The sequence below is a fragment of the Ruminococcus sp. genome (assembly GCF_017650195.1).
Taxonomy (GTDB): Bacteria; Bacillota; Clostridia; order Oscillospirales; family Ruminococcaceae; genus Ruminococcus.
Map to the genome: position 1 here is coordinate 1 of NZ_JAGCFH010000017.1, position 19,354 is coordinate 19,354.

Sequence of the window (19,354 nt, forward strand, 5' to 3'; positions counted from 1 at the left end):
AAAATCCCCCCGTACAGCGTACGGGGAGATTTTATCAGTCGGTATATTCCGTATGGTTTTTACCATTATTTTTGCCTTTGTAAAGGCGCTTATCAGCTTTGGTTATGACAGTGTCAATCTTATCTACCTGAATGCCGACGCTTATTCCGAATGTCATTGTTACTCCAAATTCGCAGTCGTCGATCTCAAATACATGAGCACGCAGTGACTTGTGTATCTTTTCGGTGAAGGCAAGACCTGCTTCTATGCTCGATTCCGGTATTATGAACAGGAATTCTTCACCGCCCCATCTTGCAGCATATCCGCCGTCGGGGATAGTGCTGATGAACAGATTTGAAACATATACGAGCACCTTGTCTCCAGTATCGTGACCGTAGGTATCGTTGATGCTCTTGAAATTGTCTATATCGCCGATTCCTATAACGTATTTACTTTTAGGAGTGCGGCAGTTTCTGCGTATAGTCCTTATGTTCTCGTTCATAGCGCGGCGGTTGTAGAGATTAGTAAGCGGATCTATAGAGGCGAGCTTCTTGAAAGTCTCCCTCTGATCGATGAGCTGGAATTCCATGTATTCGCGTATCATTATATTTGTCACAGCTGCACAGAGCATCACGAATACTCCAATGACCGCGTTGGTTATCTGTATAGCCCTTACTATGTTATTATCGTCAAATGTATATTTTACATCAGCATTGTAATCAAGTGATATCTTGAAGTACAGGTACAGTCCCAGTGATATTCCGCCTATCAGGAACGGTATGTATAATTTCTGGGTCTTTGTTAGGAAAGTAGCCGGTATGATGAGTATAAAGAACATCGCAAAATCAGGCTGCCAGCCGAGCAAATGGGTGGCATAGGCGGCATGAAGTATGATTTCAAGATCTCCGATGTATACAACAAGGCTTCTGTCGTGTACAAAGCGGACGACTATAATAAGGATTATATATGTCAGGATGCTGAAAACATTAAAGATCATCAGTTCCTTTATTCCGAGCAGATAGAACATGACGAAGTAAGAAATATGTGCGCACAGACAGGCTGCCAGTCCTATGGTAAAAATTGATATTTCATTTTGTGGTTCAAAGAATTGTTTGTGTTCGGCAACGAAATTTCTTAAAAAATTTGTGCCATTTTGGGAATCCATACTATTTGTCACTTCCCCTCGAGTAAAACTATATTTCATTATACAACAAAATCAGCTAAAATTCAATAACTAAATTGTAAATAATATGCGTTAATGTATGATACGGCTAAAAATCGGAAGGATTCTTCTGTTATGAGCGGGTGCTGAAAGCAGGAGGGTTCTCTTCAAGGTATGAATCAAGTATTTCTGCGGCTGTCCGGACGAATCTGACGCATGGGCGAACTTTATAGTACTGCTCCGTGCGTTTTTCGGGCTCGGGGGTACTTGTTACAGACAGTTCTTTTAGAAGATCCCTGCATATAATGGTATCGTGATTTTTTCTGAACCGGGAGGCAAGCTCCTGTATGAGCTTGTAATGGGCGGCTTTGTCCTCGTGGCTAAAGCCCTCACCAGGACCGTATAGGATCCCTGCTATCATGAACATAGCGGAGCAGGCACCACATACCTCTCTCATTCTTCCCATACCGCCGCCGAAGGAAGATGAGAGACGAACGGCAAGCTCCTTGTCCATGCCGGTAACGTCGCAGAATGCGACAAATACAGACTGTGCGCAGTTAAGACCGCCTGCAAAGAGCTCGCAGGCTTTGTCGGCATGATCATATCTCATAAGAGTAAAATTCCTTTCAATGAAACTGTCAGCTTGCAGGAGAGAATAGTATCTGTCCGTTATATAACGAAAAAACGTCATGGCGATACAGGTCTCGCCCCATTAAATGGATAATTGCTGCTTTTGAATCTATAATTCGTGATTACTGATGTCCGTAACTGGAATGACAGGAACGAGAATTTTGATCTGCCGGTGTGAGCCGGCACGCTTGATTGCTCATTACGAATTGTAACAAACGGCAGAACCAATAAATTATAGTTTATATTATAACTCATTAAAAAGCAAAAATCAAGAGCCAGAAAATGAGAATGATATTTTTTTAACGCTCTACGAGGCTATATATAGCCTCGTAGAGCGACTAAAAAATAAACGATGAAATATTTTTGTAAAAAAGACTTGATTTTAAAGCGAAAAAGTCGTATTATATATATTAGGTATGTTTGGCACAGAACAGGATACATTTCGCACAGTATCAGTGCATGAAACAGAAAAGCCGCTTATTGTACCGCAATGGCTAATCGTGCAATATGGGCTGCCTAAAAACCGAAAGGAGTATTTATAATGATTTATTCGCACGAAGTTGAAACAATGTGCCCTATCGCACAGGGCGTTGCTCACGGCGCTGCTCCGATTCCTGAGGAAGCAAAGTGGGTAAAGGCTAAGGAGATAAAGGATATTTCCGGCTTTACACACGGTATAGGCTGGTGCGCACCTGAGCAGGGTACCTGCAAGCTCACACTCAATGTTAAGGAAGGCGTTATACAGGAAGCTCTCGTTGAGACTATCGGTTGCTCGGGTATGACACACTCCGCTGCTATGGCTGCTGAGATACTTCCCGGCAGAACAATTCTTGAAGCTCTTAACACAGACCTTGTTTGTGATGCTATAAACACAGCTATGAGAGAGCTCTTCCTCCAGATCGTATACGGACGTTCACAGTCTGCATTCTCTGAGGGCGGTCTCGTTATCGGCGCAGGTCTTGAGGATCTCGGTAAGGGACTCCGTTCACAGATTGGTACAACTTATGGTACTCTCAAGAAGGGTCCCCGTTATCTTGAACTCACAGACGGATATATCACAGGTCTCGCTCTTAATGAGGACGACGAGATCATCGGCTACAAGTTCATCAACTTTGGTAAAATGATGGATTTCATCAAGGCAGGCGATGACGCAAACACTGCATTTGAAAAGGCACAGGGCCAGTACGGCAGAGTTGCTGACGCAGTTAAGATCGTTGATCCCAGAAAAGACTAAGGAGGACTTGTAAAATGGCTTTATTTGAATCTTATGAGAGACGCGAGAAGCAGATCCTCGCTGTTCTTAAAAACTACGGCATCAGCTCTATCGAGGAGTGTGCCGAGGTATGCAAGGCTAAGGGCCTCGATATCTACAAGCTTGTAGAGGGTATCCAGCCTATCTGTTTTGAAAATGCAAAGTGGGCTTACACAGTAGGCTGTGCAATCGCTATAAAGAAGGGCTGCAAGAGAGCTGCCGACGCTGCTGCTGCTATCGGTGAAGGACTTCAGGCTTTCTGCATCCCCGGTTCAGTTGCTGACCAGCGTAAGGTAGGTCTCGGCCATGGAAACCTTGGCAAGATGCTTCTTGAAGAGGACACAGAGTGCTTCGCATTCCTCGCAGGTCACGAGTCCTTCGCTGCTGCTGAGGGAGCTATCGGTATCGCTGAGAAGGCAAACAAGGTTCGTCAGAAGCCCCTCCGCGTTATCCTCAACGGTCTCGGCAAGGACGCTGCTCAGATCATCGCACGTATCAACGGCTTTACATACATCGAGACAGAAATGGACTACGCTACAGGCGAGGTAAAGGAAGTATTCCGCAAGGCTTACTCAGATGGTCTCCGTGCTAAGGTAAACTGCTACGGCGCTAACGATGTAAGAGAAGGCGTTGCTATCATGTGGAAGGAGAACGTTGATGTATCTATCACAGGTAACTCGACTAACCCCACACGTTTCCAGCACCCTGTTGCAGGCACATACAAGAAGGAGCGTGTTGACGCAGGCAAGAAGTACTTCTCAGTTGCTTCCGGCGGCGGTACAGGACGTACACTTCACCCAGACAATATGGCAGCAGGTCCTGCTTCCTACGGTATGACAGATACTCTCGGACGTATGCACTCTGATGCACAGTTCGCAGGATCTTCATCAGTTCCGGCTCACGTTGAGATGATGGGACTTATCGGAATGGGCAACAACCCGATGGTTGGTGCAACAGTTGCTTGTGCAGTTGCTGTTGAAGAGGCTATGAAGTAATAGCTAATCGGCTATAAATCGCATAAAATGAAATCCTGACAGGTTTTACGACTTGTCAGGATTTTACTATTTTTGAGACGACAACGTTTTTTGTCACCTATTTGTCACCCTAAGTTTAATGTGGATGACAGCTCCACTTGTTGATGCTCAGGCTGCAATAAGCGAAAAGAAGTAATTCGGAAATATACTCAGATTGGCTATTTTACGCTGAATCTGGACGATGCTAAAGAATATCTTTATGCGAAGTCCACTAAGCGCAGAATACTAAGCTGGCGTGATATACACGTTAATGTGTTTATCTGAATAAAACAATAAGGCTCTCACATTTTTCGGCTGTGAGAGCTTTTTTTCATCGATGTGAGTAATCAGTTCAGAATGCTGAGATATTAATTCTGACTGTTCATTTTTATGTTTGAGATATCCTTTTTAAATTGTTCTAAGAATACACTGGCAGCCTTGGTTAAAACAGGATACCGTTTCCATATATAATAGCATATTGCTTCCATTGGCGGTTCAAAAGGTCGGAAGCATAGTTTGCTGTCACCGCTGACATTGATCAGCTTATCTAGCGCAATGGCGCTGCCTATGCCTTCACTGACCATGACAGAAGCATTGTAGATAAGATTATACTCAGCCACGATATGTGCGTCAGGAGCCTGCTCGGCGATAAGCTCGGAGATCATGGTGAGGTGATCAAACTGACGCGGAATGATCAGATTAAGTTTTGATAAATCGGCAATTGTTACTGCTTTCTTCTCTGCAAGCGGTTCGTCACGGCGCATTAGTACGCCCCATGTATCATGCAGCGGTATCTCAATGGCTTCGTACTTAGTTCTATCAATGTTCCCGAATACAAGTCCGAAATCAAGCAGTCCTCTTTCAAGCTTTTCCAGTACGTCCGTACCGTTGCCGCTGAAAAAGCTGTAATGGATATCTGGATAATCGGCTTTCAGGTGATGTGCAGTATCGGCAATGAGCTTTATCGTATAAGTCTCGCCTGCACCGATATATACAGTACCTGAAACGCTGTCATTGCTCTGTCGGACTTCCTGCTCCGTTTTGTCCATAAGCTCCACTATTTCCTCAGCACGCTTGCGGAGGATCATTCCCTCCTCGGTCAGCGTGACGCCTTTGTTTGAGCGGACAAGCAGAGTTTTTCCAAGCTCGTCCTCAAGCTCCTTTAACTGACGGGACAGCGTTGGTTGTGATAAAAAAAGTCTTTCTGCCGCCGTGGAAAAGCTCTGTTCTCTTGCAACTGCAAGGAAATATCTTAGTACACGAATATCCATACAGTAAGCCTCCTTTTATATATCATACCACAATCATCTATAACTGTCAAGCATAGCTGCGTATTTGATATAAGTATTTGTAATTTATTAAAAGCCGTGATATAATAAAGTCAGCAAGAGATATGGAGGTGTCCATATGAACGAAAAAATCAGACAAAACCTTATCGACGCGGGCTGTGATGAAGAGTTCATCGAGAAATTCTCTACGTGCAGCGAAAGGCAATGCGAGAAAATGCTTGCAGCTCATCGGCGTGAACTGCTTGATGTAGTTCACGAAAAAGAGAGATGTATAAGCTGTCTTGATTACTTGGTTTTTATTATGAAAAAGGAGGGCTTGAAATGAAAAAAATAATCGTTTCAATGATAACGGCAGTTGCTTTGTCTTTTACCGCAACAGGCTGCGGAATGAGTAATTATACAAGCACTGAACTTGCAGAAAACAGTATCGTGCAGTTATCTACTCCTGCTGATGATGAGCAGTCCTCTGCAACTTATATGAAATATGAGTATACTGAGAAAGACATTATAAACTTACAGGATTTTATCCTTAATAAAAACAGTGAAAAAGACCTGAGCGGCAAGCCCTATGATATGAACGGTGATGATTGCTGGGACGTGTTTGACCTTTGTCTGATGAGACGTGAAGTTGTAAAGGAAACGGTAACAGAGAGCAATACGCTTGTCATCTACTTCTCGCGCACATGTAATACCGAAAAGATAGCCGAATATCTTATTGAACTAACCGGCGCTGACAGCTATGTTATCGAAGCTGCTGTGCCTTATACTGATGCTGATATCAAGTATCAGGACGATAACTGCCGTGCAAACAAGGAGCAGAATGATAAAACCGTCCGCCCTGAGATAGCAAACCCAATCACTTCTATCGACAGCTATGACACGATATTCCTCGGCTATCCTATATGGTGGGGACAAGAGCCCCGTATCATCGACACATTCCTTGAAAGCTATGATTTTTCGGATAAGACGGTCGTTCCGTTCTGCACATCAGGCAGCAGCGGCATTGCGACAAGCGAGAAGAATATTGCAGACCTTGTGCCAATCGGCAATCAGCTTGAAGGCAGGCGTTTCCCTGCGGGTGCCACAAAGGAGGATGTCAAGGAGTGGATAGATATGCTTCCTCTGAATAATGAAAAGTCCGAACCTAAACTGCTTATCTCCGTGAACGGTCAGGAACTTACGGCTTCATTCGCTGATAGCACCGCTGCTACTGAGCTAGCCGAAAAGCTGAAAGCAGAGTCTGTCACCGTTACGCTGAATGAATACGGCGGATTTGAAAAGGTAGGCAAGCTGCCATGGTCGCTTTCCAGAACAGACGCAAGCATCGAAACAGAGCCGTGTGACATCATGCTCTATCAGGGAAATCAAATGACGATATTCTATAACTCCAATTCGTGGAGCTACACAAAGCTCGGACATATTGAGAATACGACACAGGAAGAATTAAAAGCTATATTTGGCGAGGGTAATGTTAATGTTACGCTCTCTATAAAACAATAATCCAACTATATTCATGCAATTAAAAATGGAGGTAATTATGAAAAAAATCAGAAATCTAATAACCGCATTAGTTCTATCAGCCTGCACAATTGCATCAACATCTTGTAGCGCTGAGCAATCAAACGAAGTCAATAAAATGTCAAATACAACAGGAGGTAGCAATATGACTTATACAGAAGAACTTACGCTTGTACAGGAATGGGATAAAACATTTCCCGAATCAGATAAGGTCGATCATCAGAAGGTGACCTTCCATAACCGCTATGGTATCACACTTGTTGCTGATATGTACACACCTAAAAATGCTTCGGGCAAGCTTCCTGCTATAGCTGTCAGTGGCCCGTTCGGTGCAGTCAAGGAGCAATGCAGTGGACTTTACGCACAGACGCTTGCAGAGCGCGGTTTCCTTACCATAGCATTTGATCCTTCGTTTACAGGTGAAAGTAGCGGTCAGCCGAGATATATGGCTTCTCCCGACATCAATACAGAAGATTTTCAGGCAGCTGTCGATTTTCTCTCAACACATATTCTTGTTGATCCTGAAAGAATAGGAATATGCGGTATCTGTGGCTGGGGCGGAATGGCGATCAATGCTGCTGCATTGGATACAAGGATAAAAGCAACTGTCGTATCCACAATGTATGATATGTCCCGAGTAAATGCAAATGGTTACTTTGACGAGAGCGACAATGAGGAAACAAGATATGCTACAAAACTCGCTCTGAATGAACAGCGTACAAAAGACTATGCAGCAGATGAATATACCCTTGGCGGGGGAGTTGTTGATCCGCTTCCGGACGATGCCCCTTATTTTGTAAAGGATTATTATGACTATTATAAAACCGAACGAGGCTATCACCCACGTTCACTCAACTCCAACGGTGGCTGGAATGTCATAGGCTGTATGTCATTTATGAACCAGCCCATCAATACGTACAGCAATGAGATCAGAAGCGCAGTGCTTATAATGCACGGTGAAAAAGCTCATTCAAGCTACTTTGGTAAGGACGCTTATGAAGCGATGACTAAAGACAGCAAATATGCAGATAATAAAGAGCTTCTTATCATTGAAGGAGCTTCCCATACCGATCTGTATGACGGCGGCGAAAATAACGTTATTCCGTTTGATAAGCTCGAAGCATTCTACAACGAGTATCTGAAATAAATGTTTTGTTGGAGATTAAAAATGAGCATCACAGTAAATATCTACTACACCGGCGTAAACGGAAACGCCCGAAAATTCGCAGAAGAAATGGTACAAAGCGGTACGGTTGACATGATACGAAACGAGGAAGGCAATCTCCGTTACGCCTATTTTCAGCCGTTTGACGATCCTGAAACGGTACTGCTGATAGATCAATGGACAAGTCAGGACGCAATTGATGTCCATCATGCTTCGCCTATGATGCAGACAATCGCAAAGTTGCGGGAAAAGTACGGACTGAAAATGAAAGTTGAGAGGTATATCTCCGATGAGGACGGTATTCCAGAGAAAGACAACAAATTCATCGTGAAATAAGGAGGAAATCATCATGAGCAAATCATTAGTAGCATATTTCTCAGCAAGTGGCGTGACTGCTGGACTTGCCAGAAAGCTCGCAGAAGCAGCAGGTGCAGATCTTTATGAGATCAAGCCTGCCGTGGCTTACACAAATGCTGACCTTAACTGGCAGGACAAGAACAGCAGAAGCTCGATTGAAATGAATGACAAGTCGTTCCGTCCTGCTATTGCCGATAAAGATGCAAACATCGCTGATTATGACAAAATCTTTGTAGGTTTCCCGATATGGTGGTATGTTGCACCAACAATCATCAATACGTTCCTTGAAGCCTATGATTTTTCGGGAAAGACGATTATTCTGTTTGCTACATCAGGCGGAAGCGGAATGGGTAATTCTGCAAAGGAATTGAAACCCAGCGTTTCCAATACAGCGGTTATCAAGGACGGCAAGCGTTTCGCTGCAAGCACATCGGTAAGTGAGCTGAAAAAGTGGGTTGACTCCCTCGGAATCTAAGGAAGAAGCACTATGGCTGAAAAGATCGTACAAACCGCTGGCAGAGATACCCTCGGTGAATTTGCTCCTGAATTTGCCCATTACAACGATGATATTCTTTTCGGTGAGAACTGGAACAATACCGATATTGATCTGAAAACACGGAGTATCATCACTGTAGTTGCTCTGATGTCTCATGGAGTGACAGACAGTTCCCTGAAATATCACCTGATGAATGCAAAGAATCACGGTGTTTCGCAGAAAGAGATTGTAGCGATTATTACACATACAGCTTTCTATGCAGGTTGGCCGCACGCCTGGGCTGTATTCAACCTTGCAAAAGAGGTATGGAGTGAAAAATCTCCCGAACTGACCGACAAAGACAAGTATCAGAATGAGATATTCTTCCCAATCGGCGAACCGAACCCCTATGGTGATTTCTTTATCGGACAGAGCTATCTTGCACCTGTTTCAACTGAACAGCTTGCAATTTACAATGTCACCTTTGAGCCTGCCTGCCGCAACAACTGGCATATCCATCACGCAACAAGCGGCGGCGGTCAGATGCTGATTTGTGTCGGCGGTCGTGGGTACTATCAGGAATGGGGCAAGGAAACAAGAGAACTTCACCCAGGCGATATTGTCAATATACCAGCAAATGTTAAGCACTGGCACGGTGCTGCACCCGATTCGTGGTTCTCACATCTTGCAATAGAGATTGAGGGCGAGAACGGTAGCACGGAATGGTGCGAGGCTGTTTCTGATGAGGAATACATGAAGCTAAAAAACTGACAATGGAGTTCCATATCCAATCCTGTTTTTGTATCATACAATAATAACTGCTGACAATGGAGGACTTTTGCCACAGCAAATTCTCAGCAAAATATAGCCTTTTATTAATTGCATTGTGATTGCCACACTATCCACAATACAGGCTGCAATCAGCGAAGGAAAGTAATTTTCGAATACGTCAAAATCGGTGATTTTACGTTGCTTCAGGGCAATGCTAAGGATTATCTCTACGGCAAGTCCACTAAGCGTAGGTTACTGAATTGGCGGGAAATACACGTTAATGTGTTTATCTGAATAAACAATAAGGCTCTTACAGTTTTGTGCTGTGGGAGCTTTTTGGGGCTTGTAATAATGCGAATTACGTAAAAGTGCGTTTTAGATGACACTTGACTTTTTCAGAACATTTTAGTATAATTATCATAAACCTGCGCATAATGGAATTTATAATACATTGTAAACCTGCGTATTCAGGAATAAACAAACAATCTTAAACCTGCGTATTATGGAGAGAGGCGTAATTATGATACTAAAACGAAAAATGTACGACAAGCTGCTGACTCTCAAAAACGAGCTGAACGGTAAAAAAGCCTTTCTTATCGAGGGTGCAAGACGTATCGGAAAGTCAACGATATGCGAGAAATTCGGCAAAAACGAATATAAGAGCTATATCCTGATAGATTTCGCCAAGTGTCCCGATGAGGTCAAGGACTATTTCGTCAAGCACATGAACGACCTTGATACATTTTTCATGCTTTTATCCACTTACTATGGTGTGAAACTGTATGAGCGTGAGTCGCTTATCATCTTTGACGAGGTGCAGATGTACCCTAAAGCGAGGGAGTGCGTCAAGTATCTTGTTGCTGACGGCAGATATGATTATATCGAAACAGGATCGCTCATTTCTATCAAGGAGAACGTCAAGGACATTGTAATTCCCTCGGAAGAACGTCACCTCAGTATGTACCCGCTGGATTTCGAGGAATTCTGCGATGCGCTGGGCGAGGAGCAGATATGCGGGTATATTCGCAAGTGCTTTGCTGACAGGACACCTCTTGAAAATGAATTGCACCATAAGGCGATGCTTCTGTTCAATCAGTATATGCTTGTGGGCGGTATGCCGCAGAGTGTTCTTGCGTTCCTTGAAAGCCGTAAGGACTTCGACAAGGCTGACATTGAGAAACGTGATATTCTCTCGCTGTACCGCAGTGACATCATGAAGATAGATTCAAGATACAGGAGCAAAGTCCTCACCATATTCGACAAGATACCAGGGTTGCTCTCACAGCACGAAAAACGTGTCGTTTTTAATAATGTTTCGGCAGGCAGCAAAGCCGATCAGTATGAGGAGACTTTCTTCTGGCTGTCGGATTCGATGATCTCTAATGAGTGTTTCATGTGCAATGACCCGAATGTCGGGCTGTCGATCAACGAGAACAGAGCTTATGTAAAATGCTACCTCGGCGATACGGGACTGCTCGTCAGTCACGCCTTTGACGAGAATGAACTGCTTGAAGATGAGGTCTACAAGCAGATCTTCGGTGACAAGCTGAACATGAACGAGGATATGCTCTATGAGAACGCTATCGCCCAGATGCTCACAGCGAACGGACACAAGCTGTATTTCTATACGCAGTACAATGCTGAAAAGCACCGTAACGATATTGAGATAGACTTTCTGATCTCCAACAACAGCAAGCTGAAATACAAGATGTATCCGATCGAAGTCAAGTCGGGTAAGAAGTATTCTATCGAGTCGCTGAAACGTTTCAAGGAGAAATACAAGGCTCGGATAGGCGAATGTTATGTGATACATCCACGCAATCTCAGTTTTAAAGAAGACATTGTATGCATTCCGCCTTACATGACGATATGCCTGTAACAAAAACACTGCCGCTGCTCAAGGGTGGAGCTAATATAGCAGTATAATTCAGATTACTATATTAAGACCAAAACAGCGAGCTATGAAAATGAAAGACAGATACTTCGTTTACGTTGAGGTATCTGTCTTTTCGTTATATATCAAACCTTATCAAATAATCGTATCCAACTTCGTTTCCAACGTCCCATCCTTAGCCAAAGGTAAAGCATACACCGATAGATTCGTTTGTTGCGTTGCATGATGACGGCTTGTTTTTCATGTTAAATGACGTACTGTGTATATTTGATCCAGTTACTCTTGAGATTATGAAAAAAGCAACCATTTCTCCTTTCGGCACACCGTTTGGAAAAGACTATATTCTATACGGAGAAACAGAGATATACAGGATATCCGAAAACCTTAAGGAAATATGGTCGTTTTCAGGAGAAGACTTATTTGTCAGATGTGGAAGTAACGAGTCTGCGTTTGAAATGAAAAATGATAGGATTTGTCTTTATGATTTTTTAGGTAACTATTACGAAATATATTATGACGGAAACATTATAACTGAGATATCGAACGAAAACTTGTAAAATGATTAGACCTCATAGTTTTTATATTTATATCAGTTTATTTCCAGCGCTCTTGCAGTAAGCCCCACAGCAACACCCTGAGTGCCTGTTCCTACATGAGAAGCGATACTGCACGCAAGGGGGCGGTATGTTACTTTATATCCGCTGAACTCCGACTTTACTATGCCTACCCAGCGTTCTATCTCTTCCTCAGTCTCCATAGTTCCAGCCGCGCCTATGCTCAGGTGCTCCTTTGGGATATCTGCGTACTTGCTCGCAATATCCCTGTGGACTGCCTCCAGCATTTTACCCTCTGCCGCGGACATTCCTCTTGCCTTGGCATAAGCGTCCAGCTTGCCACCCTGTATCTTTAGTATAGGCTTGAGATTAAGGACAGTCGCTATCGCCGCACCGGCAGCTGTGATACGTCCTGTCTTGGTTATACGTTTAAGACTTTGTAGCGTGATATATATATCATTCTGATAAGCGTTCTCCTCTAGAGCATCTTTTATATCGGAAGCGTTAATGCCGCTGTCTGCGTAGAACTTCGCGTCGTATACCGAATCAAGCAGAGTTATCGAGATACGGTGATTGTCAACTACGAAAACCTTCCCTTCGTAATCTATTGAGAGAGCCTTGGCAGTATCACAGGAACCACTGAGACCGCTTGACATAGGTATATATACAAGCTCGTCATAGCCGTCCGCGAGTATCTTGTCCCACATTTCGGTAAGAGCGCCGGGAGACGGCTGCGAGGAAACTATATCCTTGTTTTCGTTGAGAGCCTTATAGAGAGTGCTATGAGTAAGATCTATTTCTTCAGTGAAATCCTTGCCGTCTATAATAACAGGCATAGGCAGTACATATATGCCATGGCTCCTGCCCTCTTCCAAAGTAATACCGCTGTTTGTATCAGTCATTACTGCTGTTTTCATACAATTCCTCGTTTCAGATCAGCATTAAGGCTCCACTTAGGCGGAAACCTCTTTCCCTAACATGGTGATTATATCATTTTAAGCCATATTTGTCAATAGAATGAGTTATGAGTAATAATGAAGGCTCCGCGGAAATATTTCTGCGGAGCCAGTGTTGTATTTTTACATTGAGATTTTCAGTATTTCTGGTTGTTTTACCATGAAAGCTGTCCGACGTCCATTTTAGCATTTGTCAGTCGGGCGTATCTGTAGTCGCCTTCCGTATAATAATCGAAATTGCCTGTTACGGTTATATTCGCGTCCTGAGCAGGGTAATCCTTAGGGTATGTGTAGTCCCCGTCGAGGACGAATTCCAGACCTTGAGCGCAGCAAGCAGTAGCGTCCTTGATGACTACCGAGAAGTACTCGTTTCCAGTATTGTCGTCCTTGAAGTAGGCGAATGTGCCGTTTGCTTTGACGCTTTTGCCCTTGTAGTTATCAGGATAGTTCATCATATCGCTGACCTGCGCATAAACCATAGAAGAGTTAAGCTGTGTGAGGTCAACATCGTATTCTCCATTGCCTTTGAAGGCTTCGTCCTTAGGCTTTATGCCGCCGATTGGCGGTTCGTCTGAAGACTGATATGAGGGTGTACTACTTGTTTCTGATTTAGTAGCGTTCGAGCAGGAAAAAAGGCAAAGTGGTACAATTATTAATGCGATTAAAGTTCTGATAGATTTCATAGCTTTTCACGACCTTTAATTAAAATACTCCGCAAGAACATTGTAGTTCTGTTCCATAAGTGAAAGGTATGTAACGCCGCTTGCGGCGTCTGCTGATGATACGGACTGTATTGAATCAAGCTCTGCAATAGAGCAGTCCATTTTCTTTGAATTGGCGATTATAGCCTCCGCAATTGACTTGTTTGACTTTTCGATAGTGAATATGGTATCGCATTCAAGCTCGCTAAGCTTATCGGAAAGGAAGCTTACAGTTTTGAAGCTCGCCTCACTTTCGGCGGAGCAGCCTGCGAATGCAGCATAATAGTCTATATCGTAATCGTCGACGAAATAGCGGAAGGGGAAACGGTCGCCGAATATGAGCACCTTATTGTTGGCAGAGCCTGTAAGGGAGGCAAACTTTCTGTCCATCTCGTCGAGCCTTGCTGCGTAGTCCGCAAGATTACTGCCGTAATCTGGAGCGTTTTCGGGATCAGCCTTTGCAATAGCTTTTTCAATCTCCTCGCAAAGGAGCTTTGCATTTTTTAGGGAGAGCCACACGTGTTCGTCATACTCAACCTCTTCCTCCTCGTCTTCGTCCTCGTGCTCCTCCTCGGCTTCCATACCCTCCTTGAGCTCTTCCTCCTTGGCTGAATCGCCGAGGATCGTTATAAGACTAAGAGTCTGCATATCCTTGTTTACGGCACTGTTGAGCGCGTCGCCTACCCATATGTCGGACTCGCCGCCCACATGGATAAACAGATCGCAGGTGGATATTTTAAGTATATCCTCAGCCGTTGGCTGGAAGTTATGTAGATCAGTGCCGCTGTCGAGGAGGTAGGTTATATCTGCATCCTTGGCATGGCTACCCATTATTTCTCTAACCCAGTCATATTCCGGGAATATGGTGCATACTATGCTGAGCTTTTTTGAATTGCCACTCGTTTCGTAATTTTTTTCAGCCGTAGTGGAAGGCTGGTTGATGTCAGTATTTGTGGAGCTGCATCCTGTAAGGCACATAGCGCCTACCACAAGACACAACGCAGCGATCGCTGTTTTTCTGAACATAAATAAAAACCTCCGGTTTTGATGATATAAGGCATCGCAACAGTATGAAGGAGACTTGCGTCCCGTACTGTACGAAAACAGGTGAGAATCAGTTAAGGAGCTCCACCTTCATATTTATTAATGTATTTACAGCATAAGCCTTTCTGACGGCTGATACTGCAATGTATACCGTTAGCGCCTCAACTACTGTAATAATGGCTGTTGTGACTGTCGTACCAAGTGTGCGCAGATTGTTTCGGCAATGAGCAAGCTCCGTGCATATCCCGCATTCGTTTCCCGAGCATTTATGGGAATTATGTTTTATGATAAAGGCAGCGGAGCAGGACAGCACAAATATAAAGAGGAATACCGCAGCAATAGCTGTTACTCTTGATTTAAGGCTTTTCATCCTGTCAGCTCCTTTCACGAATTTGAGAATGAATTTCATTTTTGCCATTATTATTATAGCACATTTTTGAAGCTTGTCAAGGCTGATGGCATTTTTTTCACTGCATTTTCATAAAGGATAAAAAAGTGACTGCCCCAGACAGTCACTTGAAATAGATATTTTTCAATTAATACGCTTTTTAAGCAGCCTTTTCAAAAAAGCTGTTTATAAGCTCAATAAGCTCGGGATTGAAGCCATTGTAAAGCTCTCCGTCAATGGAGTTATAAAATTTAACTCTTTCGTCGTAAGGAACGTCATTGTTGTATTTTGCATTGAGCTCATCCTGCATGGGGACAATGACCTTTTCCTTGTATTCCGTATACTCCTTGGTATTGAAATAGGAGTTATGACTGCATCTTTTCTCTTCTGAAAACGTATAGAACTCTGCCTTGGGATTGGTTATCTTTTCTCTCTGGGCAATTATAGAAGCTCCGTCGTATTTTATCACTTCGTCTTTTTCACCGTGTATTACAAGAACGGGTATGCCTGACTTGTTTATGCCGTCAACAGCCGCCCACGAGGAATTATCTCCGAACTTTATCTTGTTGTAGGTCCATACAAGAGGATTAAGCACCTTTGAAGCAATGCCGTAGGAGTTGCCGCAGCTTTCTGCAAGCTCCGCATAGGGCGTATTGTAGCCTGACATTGACACACTAGCTTTTATTTCGTGGTCGAAATTTAGTACAGCTGCGGCTGCATATCCACCCCAACTGTGACCGAGGAGGTATTTGTCCATATTCTTTGTGCGACTGTCGTTCTCCGCGAAATCAAGAGCTTTGTCAAGGTCTATCAACGACTGTGCAAGGCCGTTTGTACCCTCGCCCTCGCTGTAGCCGCTTCCAGTGCAGTCGTAGGCAAAAATGCTCCAGCCGCAGTCTACAAGACGGGTTATGAGTCCGAGATATAATTCGTGTCCGCTGCCTATACCGTGAGAAAAAACTATAAGGCCCTTTTTGCTGCCTGCGCCGTAAATAAAGCCTTTTAACGTGTTTTCACCAGACTGGAAACTTACCTCATCACGGGGATAGGCATTTTCGTAGTGGTCGTATAACCATGTAGCTGTAAGGTTTTTATCCGGGTATTCGCCGCGTCCGAAGCTCTTTTTCATTTCACTTGCGGTGATGATATATCCTATTATAAAAGAAACTATCAGAAATATCGCAAGTATGAGCGCTGTTCTTTTCAGTGCCTTTTTCATAAGCTTCCCCCCCATCCTTTAAATTATGATTTGTTTTAGCAACAATTACAGAACAGCATTACTCTGGTATTATCATAAGCCTCACTTGAGGAAGCCGTTTATTATTTGTTCTTCAGCTTCAGCCTCGGTAAGCCCGAGGGTCATGAGCTTTATTAGCTGTTCTCCTGCAATCTTGCCTATAGCAGCCTCATGAACGAGAGCCGCGTCTATACTGTTTGCTTCAAGGGAAGGAACAGCAAGTATACGTCCGTTATCCATGATTATTGAGTCGCATTCTGTGTGACCGCTGCAAGCAGCGTTTCCGATTATGCAGAGATCCAGTTTCTGATATGAGTCGTCACGGGCAACAGAACGCGATACCACGTCCGCACTGGAACCGTCCCCCTTAAGGTCTACCTTGTATATACTGCCTGCCTGTTGAACACCGTGGGTCATGAGTCTTTCGCGGACTATGAGCTTTGCGTTTTCCTTAAGCTCTGCAATAGTTGTCCTCTCTGTGGAGTCAACTCCCTTTATCTGCACCATTTCCATTTCCATGGTGCTTCCTTCCTCCATGTAGACCTCTGTAACGGGATTTAGTATGCGCTTTCCACTTCCATCGCCGGAGCCGTAATGCTTTTCCACATATTTTATACGGGAGTTCTTTCCTATATAGAATCGGTGTATACCGTCATGCTCTGAGTCCTGGGAGCCACAGTTTTCAATGCCACAGCCTGCGACTATTAAGACGTCACAGTCTTCGCCAATATAGAAATCGTTGTATACATTCTCCTTTATTCCGCTCTGACTCAGCACAACGGGAATATGCACGCTTTCGTTTTTGGTTCCGTCCTTTATGCGGATATCAATACCGCTGACATCTGTTTTGGACTGGATATCAATATTTGCAGTGGTGTTCCTGCTGATAGCCTGTCCGTTTGCACGGAGATTATAAGCTCCTTCCGGTATACCGTGTAGATCGGCGACCTCCTGAAAAAGTCTTTTCTGAACTGCGTCCATTTTAACCATATCTGTCGCCTCCTTACTGTATTTTGCTGCAAACATTCACAGCATTTTCAGTACCTGTTATCTCTGGGAGGATAGTATCCTTATCGCCCTGTTTGACTATCTTTCCGTCAGCGATGACTACTATCTCGTCAGCAATATTGAGGATACGTTCCTGATGAGAGATAACAATTATGGATCTGCCTCTGCGGTCCCTGCGCATATTTTCAAATATACGTATAAGGTTGTTGAAGCTCCACAGGTCTATGCCTGCCTCGGGCTCGTCAAAGAGCGCAAGCTTTACGTCACGGGCAAGCACAGTGGCTATTTCTATACGCTTCAGCTCTCCGCCGGAGAGGGAGGCGTTTATTTCACGGTCGATATAATCCTTGGCACATAGTCCAACTTCTGAGAGGTATTCGCAGGCTTCCGATACAGAAAGAGCTTTGCCGGCAGCGATCCTGAGAAGATCGACAACAGTCATACCCTTGAAGCGGACAGGCTGCTGAAAAGCGAAGCCTATACCCATTTTTGCACGGTCTGTGATGCTTTTTTCGGTGATATCCTCGCCGTCGAAGATAATCTGACCAGAATTATTTTTTACTATACCTGCAACGACCTTTGCAAGCGTTGATTTACCACCGCCGTTTGGACCTGTAATGACCACGAATTTGCTGTCCTCTACGGTCAGGCTGATATCTCTGAGGATACCCACGTTTTTACCGTCATTGTCGGCGTTGAAAACTATATTTTTCAGTTCGAGCATTTTTTACTCCCTTCAATTTGTTTTGCTCTTCAGAGCAAAATGAGCTTAACATAAATTAGTGTACTGCGCAAATTCCATGATTTTTAAGAACTTACGCTCTCCGAACATAGTTCGGGATAATGACCGCCTTGCGGCGGTTATTGAGGACACACCAATTATAACACGCAGTATGCCCGAAATCAACCAATACAGTCCTTTTGTTGCATAAGAGAAACAATGTGTAAGAGGGGAAATAACGTAGAATAGGGTATAATACGTTATCATACTAAAACACCTATTTTACATACATGAAAACTTCCATTGTTGACATGAATGGTATTACAGATTATAATTTTATCATGGAAGGGAGGCAGAGCTATGATTATTGAACACGTAGCAGTATACGTAAATGACCTCGAAGGCGTACGGGACTTTTTCCTCAGGTACTTCGGAGGAAGTTCAAACAGTGGCTATTATAATGAAAGGACCGGTTTTCGCTCTTATTTTATCAGCTTTGACAGCGGTTCACGGCTGGAGCTAATGACCCGTCCGGAAATTGCAGATATGCCAAGAGATACAGCCCAGATGGGATATGCTCATATAGCTTTCAGTCTCGGCAGTGAGGAAAGGGTAGACGAGCTTACAGAAAAACTAAGAGCAGATGGCTATGAGGTAATAAGCGGCCCTAGGATTACGGGAGACGGTTACTATGAGAGTTGCATTTCCGCTTTTGAGGGGAATATCATAGAGCTAACAGTCTGATATGGCAGCTTTTGCAACAAAAAAACACGCTCAAAAATATGTTTTTTGTGCATAACCGCACTTTTTGCACAATGGGCGGCAATTATCCGCAAAAAAAGTCTTGCTAAATTAATTGCATTATTATATAATGTATTCAAGAAGTGATTCCTTTGCTTCTGCACGGGTCTGCACCCCGTGCCGAAAAGAATTTGTTGTAAGGGACAAATCAGAAATGGCTGTACTCAAAGAGTACGGCTTTTTTCTTGCACTAACACCCTATATCGAAAAAAATTTCAAAAACCCCTTGACAAGAGAGAAAATCAATGATATAATAGCAACATATTAAACCGTTGAAGCGGAGATAAAGTTAATTATGCTTCTACAGAGAGCCCGCGTTGCTGAGAGTCGGGTGAAAAACAGATTAGCAAATGGACCGCTGAGGGTGCAGTCAAATGGGGCGGCAAGAGTTGGTTTTTTCCGTAGCCTTTTCCAGAGTATTCTGCAACGTAAGGATGTG

At 43.8% G+C, this 19,354-nt stretch carries 21 protein-coding genes and 1 other annotated feature (1 of these 22 cut by a window edge); of the genes, 11 read left to right on the forward strand and 10 right to left on the reverse strand.

Features of this window, described 5'->3' with window-relative positions; translation table 11 throughout:
- Window positions 1–34 precede the first annotated feature (34 nt).
- Together J6U00_RS00490 and J6U00_RS00495 are read right to left on the reverse strand one after the other, a co-directional pair.
- Window positions 35–1,144, reverse strand: a complete 1,110-nt coding sequence (locus J6U00_RS00490) for a GGDEF domain-containing protein (protein ID WP_296577511.1) — start codon at window positions 1,142–1,144, stop codon at window positions 35–37.
- A gap of 130 nt (window positions 1,145–1,274) precedes the next feature.
- Window positions 1,275–1,751: a C-GCAxxG-C-C family protein gene (locus J6U00_RS00495; protein ID WP_296577513.1), complete on the reverse strand. Its 477-nt coding sequence runs from the start codon at window positions 1,749–1,751 to the stop codon at window positions 1,275–1,277.
- Window positions 1,752–2,312: 561 nt separating this feature from the next.
- On the opposite strand from J6U00_RS00495, the gene J6U00_RS00500 reads away from it, so the two are divergent.
- Together J6U00_RS00500 and J6U00_RS00505 are read left to right on the forward strand one after the other, a co-directional pair.
- On the forward strand, window positions 2,313–3,005 hold the full coding sequence (locus tag J6U00_RS00500) for a hypothetical protein (RefSeq protein ID WP_295080535.1): 693 nt from the start codon (window positions 2,313–2,315) through the stop codon (window positions 3,003–3,005).
- 14 nt (window positions 3,006–3,019) lie between these two features.
- Window positions 3,020–4,018, forward strand: coding sequence for a GGGtGRT protein (locus tag J6U00_RS00505; RefSeq protein WP_296577515.1), 999 nt, complete (start codon window positions 3,020–3,022; stop codon window positions 4,016–4,018).
- 386 nt (window positions 4,019–4,404) lie between these two features.
- Here the strand turns inward: J6U00_RS00505 and J6U00_RS00510 are convergent, their stop codons facing one another.
- Window positions 4,405–5,307, reverse strand: a complete 903-nt coding sequence (locus J6U00_RS00510; protein ID WP_296577517.1) for a LysR family transcriptional regulator — start codon at window positions 5,305–5,307, stop codon at window positions 4,405–4,407.
- Between the two features lie 136 nt (window positions 5,308–5,443).
- On the opposite strand from J6U00_RS00510, the gene J6U00_RS00515 reads away from it, so the two are divergent.
- The 8 genes from J6U00_RS00515 to J6U00_RS00550 all read left to right on the forward strand — a co-directional run bounded on the left by J6U00_RS00515 (window position 5,444) and on the right by J6U00_RS00550 (window position 12,062).
- On the forward strand, window positions 5,444–5,650 hold the full coding sequence (locus J6U00_RS00515) for a hypothetical protein (RefSeq protein ID WP_296577519.1): 207 nt from the start codon (window positions 5,444–5,446) through the stop codon (window positions 5,648–5,650).
- The gene (locus J6U00_RS00520; RefSeq protein WP_296577521.1) at window positions 5,647–6,825 is read left to right on the forward strand and encodes a flavodoxin; all 1,179 of its coding nucleotides are present in this window, start codon (window positions 5,647–5,649) and stop codon (window positions 6,823–6,825) included. The genes J6U00_RS00515 and J6U00_RS00520 overlap by 4 nt, the downstream gene beginning before the upstream one ends.
- Before the next feature lie 163 nt (window positions 6,826–6,988).
- Entirely contained in the window at window positions 6,989–7,990 is a 1,002-nt protein-coding gene (locus tag J6U00_RS00525) for an alpha/beta hydrolase (protein ID WP_296577523.1), read from the forward strand.
- Between the two features lie 21 nt (window positions 7,991–8,011).
- Window positions 8,012–8,344: a putative quinol monooxygenase gene (locus tag J6U00_RS00530; protein WP_296577525.1), complete on the forward strand. Its 333-nt coding sequence runs from the start codon at window positions 8,012–8,014 to the stop codon at window positions 8,342–8,344.
- A gap of 13 nt (window positions 8,345–8,357) precedes the next feature.
- Window positions 8,358–8,840, forward strand: a complete 483-nt coding sequence (locus tag J6U00_RS00535; RefSeq protein WP_296577527.1) for a flavodoxin — start codon at window positions 8,358–8,360, stop codon at window positions 8,838–8,840.
- A gap of 12 nt (window positions 8,841–8,852) precedes the next feature.
- Window positions 8,853–9,611 (forward strand): carboxymuconolactone decarboxylase family protein, encoded by a 759-nt coding sequence (locus J6U00_RS00540; protein WP_296577529.1) that lies wholly within the window; start codon window positions 8,853–8,855, stop codon window positions 9,609–9,611.
- A gap of 520 nt (window positions 9,612–10,131) precedes the next feature.
- The gene (locus tag J6U00_RS00545) at window positions 10,132–11,490 is read left to right on the forward strand and encodes an AAA family ATPase (protein ID WP_296577530.1); all 1,359 of its coding nucleotides are present in this window, start codon (window positions 10,132–10,134) and stop codon (window positions 11,488–11,490) included.
- A 257-nt stretch (window positions 11,491–11,747) separates the two neighbouring features.
- Window positions 11,748–12,062 (forward strand): hypothetical protein, encoded by a 315-nt coding sequence (locus J6U00_RS00550; protein WP_296577532.1) that lies wholly within the window; start codon window positions 11,748–11,750, stop codon window positions 12,060–12,062.
- Between the two features lie 32 nt (window positions 12,063–12,094).
- Here the strand turns inward: J6U00_RS00550 and J6U00_RS00555 are convergent, their stop codons facing one another.
- From J6U00_RS00555 to J6U00_RS00585, 7 genes are all read right to left on the reverse strand, one after another.
- Window positions 12,095–12,976 (reverse strand): DegV family protein, encoded by an 882-nt coding sequence (locus J6U00_RS00555; protein ID WP_296577534.1) that lies wholly within the window; start codon window positions 12,974–12,976, stop codon window positions 12,095–12,097.
- A 194-nt stretch (window positions 12,977–13,170) separates the two neighbouring features.
- On the reverse strand, window positions 13,171–13,698 hold the full coding sequence (locus J6U00_RS00560; protein WP_296577536.1) for a hypothetical protein: 528 nt from the start codon (window positions 13,696–13,698) through the stop codon (window positions 13,171–13,173).
- A 15-nt stretch (window positions 13,699–13,713) separates the two neighbouring features.
- Complete coding sequence (locus J6U00_RS00565) at window positions 13,714–14,742, reverse strand: metal ABC transporter substrate-binding protein (RefSeq protein ID WP_296577538.1); 1,029 nt, start codon at window positions 14,740–14,742, stop codon at window positions 13,714–13,716.
- Between the two features lie 88 nt (window positions 14,743–14,830).
- On the reverse strand, window positions 14,831–15,130 hold the full coding sequence (locus tag J6U00_RS00570) for a hypothetical protein (RefSeq protein WP_296577540.1): 300 nt from the start codon (window positions 15,128–15,130) through the stop codon (window positions 14,831–14,833).
- A gap of 178 nt (window positions 15,131–15,308) precedes the next feature.
- On the reverse strand, window positions 15,309–16,367 hold the full coding sequence (locus J6U00_RS00575) for an alpha/beta fold hydrolase (RefSeq protein WP_296577542.1): 1,059 nt from the start codon (window positions 16,365–16,367) through the stop codon (window positions 15,309–15,311).
- An 81-nt stretch (window positions 16,368–16,448) separates the two neighbouring features.
- Window positions 16,449–17,375 carry a SufD family Fe-S cluster assembly protein gene (locus J6U00_RS00580; protein ID WP_296577544.1) on the reverse strand — a complete coding sequence of 309 codons (927 nt, stop codon included), beginning with the start codon at window positions 17,373–17,375 and terminating at the stop codon, window positions 16,449–16,451.
- A gap of 13 nt (window positions 17,376–17,388) precedes the next feature.
- The gene (locus J6U00_RS00585) at window positions 17,389–18,117 is read right to left on the reverse strand and encodes an ATP-binding cassette domain-containing protein (RefSeq protein ID WP_296577546.1); all 729 of its coding nucleotides are present in this window, start codon (window positions 18,115–18,117) and stop codon (window positions 17,389–17,391) included.
- 357 nt (window positions 18,118–18,474) lie between these two features.
- Here J6U00_RS00585 and J6U00_RS00590 point away from each other — a divergent pair, with 357 nt between their 5' ends.
- On the forward strand, window positions 18,475–18,858 hold the full coding sequence (locus tag J6U00_RS00590; protein ID WP_296577548.1) for a VOC family protein: 384 nt from the start codon (window positions 18,475–18,477) through the stop codon (window positions 18,856–18,858).
- 320 nt (window positions 18,859–19,178) lie between these two features.
- Window positions 19,179–19,354 (forward strand) — a binding site (T-box leader); it runs 93 nt beyond the window's last position.

Bases quoted from the DNA above. Each gene is read 5' to 3' on its own strand.
- J6U00_RS00580 (WP_296577544.1), bottom strand. From the start codon at position 17,375: ATGGTTAAAATGGACGCAGTTCAGAAAAGACTTTTTCAGGAGGTCGCC.
- J6U00_RS00565 (WP_296577538.1), bottom strand. From the start codon at position 14,742: ATGTTCAGAAAAACAGCGATCGCTGCGTTGTGTCTTGTGGTAGGCGCT.
- J6U00_RS00545 (WP_296577530.1), top strand. From the start codon at position 10,132: ATGATACTAAAACGAAAAATGTACGACAAGCTGCTGACTCTCAAAAAC.
- J6U00_RS00525 (WP_296577523.1), top strand. From the start codon at position 6,989: ATGACTTATACAGAAGAACTTACGCTTGTACAGGAATGGGATAAAACA.
- J6U00_RS00520 (WP_296577521.1), top strand. From the start codon at position 5,647: ATGAAAAAAATAATCGTTTCAATGATAACGGCAGTTGCTTTGTCTTTT.
- J6U00_RS00540 (WP_296577529.1), top strand. From the start codon at position 8,853: ATGGCTGAAAAGATCGTACAAACCGCTGGCAGAGATACCCTCGGTGAA.
- J6U00_RS00505 (WP_296577515.1), top strand. From the start codon at position 3,020: ATGGCTTTATTTGAATCTTATGAGAGACGCGAGAAGCAGATCCTCGCT.
- J6U00_RS00500 (WP_295080535.1), top strand. From the start codon at position 2,313: ATGATTTATTCGCACGAAGTTGAAACAATGTGCCCTATCGCACAGGGC.
- J6U00_RS00575 (WP_296577542.1), bottom strand. From the start codon at position 16,367: ATGAAAAAGGCACTGAAAAGAACAGCGCTCATACTTGCGATATTTCTG.
- J6U00_RS00490 (WP_296577511.1), bottom strand. From the start codon at position 1,144: ATGGATTCCCAAAATGGCACAAATTTTTTAAGAAATTTCGTTGCCGAA.
- J6U00_RS00560 (WP_296577536.1), bottom strand. From the start codon at position 13,698: ATGAAATCTATCAGAACTTTAATCGCATTAATAATTGTACCACTTTGC.
- J6U00_RS00535 (WP_296577527.1), top strand. From the start codon at position 8,358: ATGAGCAAATCATTAGTAGCATATTTCTCAGCAAGTGGCGTGACTGCT.
- J6U00_RS00590 (WP_296577548.1), top strand. From the start codon at position 18,475: ATGATTATTGAACACGTAGCAGTATACGTAAATGACCTCGAAGGCGTA.
- J6U00_RS00510 (WP_296577517.1), bottom strand. From the start codon at position 5,307: ATGGATATTCGTGTACTAAGATATTTCCTTGCAGTTGCAAGAGAACAG.
- J6U00_RS00495 (WP_296577513.1), bottom strand. From the start codon at position 1,751: ATGAGATATGATCATGCCGACAAAGCCTGCGAGCTCTTTGCAGGCGGT.
- J6U00_RS00550 (WP_296577532.1), top strand. From the start codon at position 11,748: ATGTTAAATGACGTACTGTGTATATTTGATCCAGTTACTCTTGAGATT.
- J6U00_RS00530 (WP_296577525.1), top strand. From the start codon at position 8,012: ATGAGCATCACAGTAAATATCTACTACACCGGCGTAAACGGAAACGCC.
- J6U00_RS00570 (WP_296577540.1), bottom strand. From the start codon at position 15,130: ATGAAAAGCCTTAAATCAAGAGTAACAGCTATTGCTGCGGTATTCCTC.
- J6U00_RS00585 (WP_296577546.1), bottom strand. From the start codon at position 18,117: ATGCTCGAACTGAAAAATATAGTTTTCAACGCCGACAATGACGGTAAA.
- J6U00_RS00555 (WP_296577534.1), bottom strand. From the start codon at position 12,976: ATGAAAACAGCAGTAATGACTGATACAAACAGCGGTATTACTTTGGAA.
- J6U00_RS00515 (WP_296577519.1), top strand. From the start codon at position 5,444: ATGAACGAAAAAATCAGACAAAACCTTATCGACGCGGGCTGTGATGAA.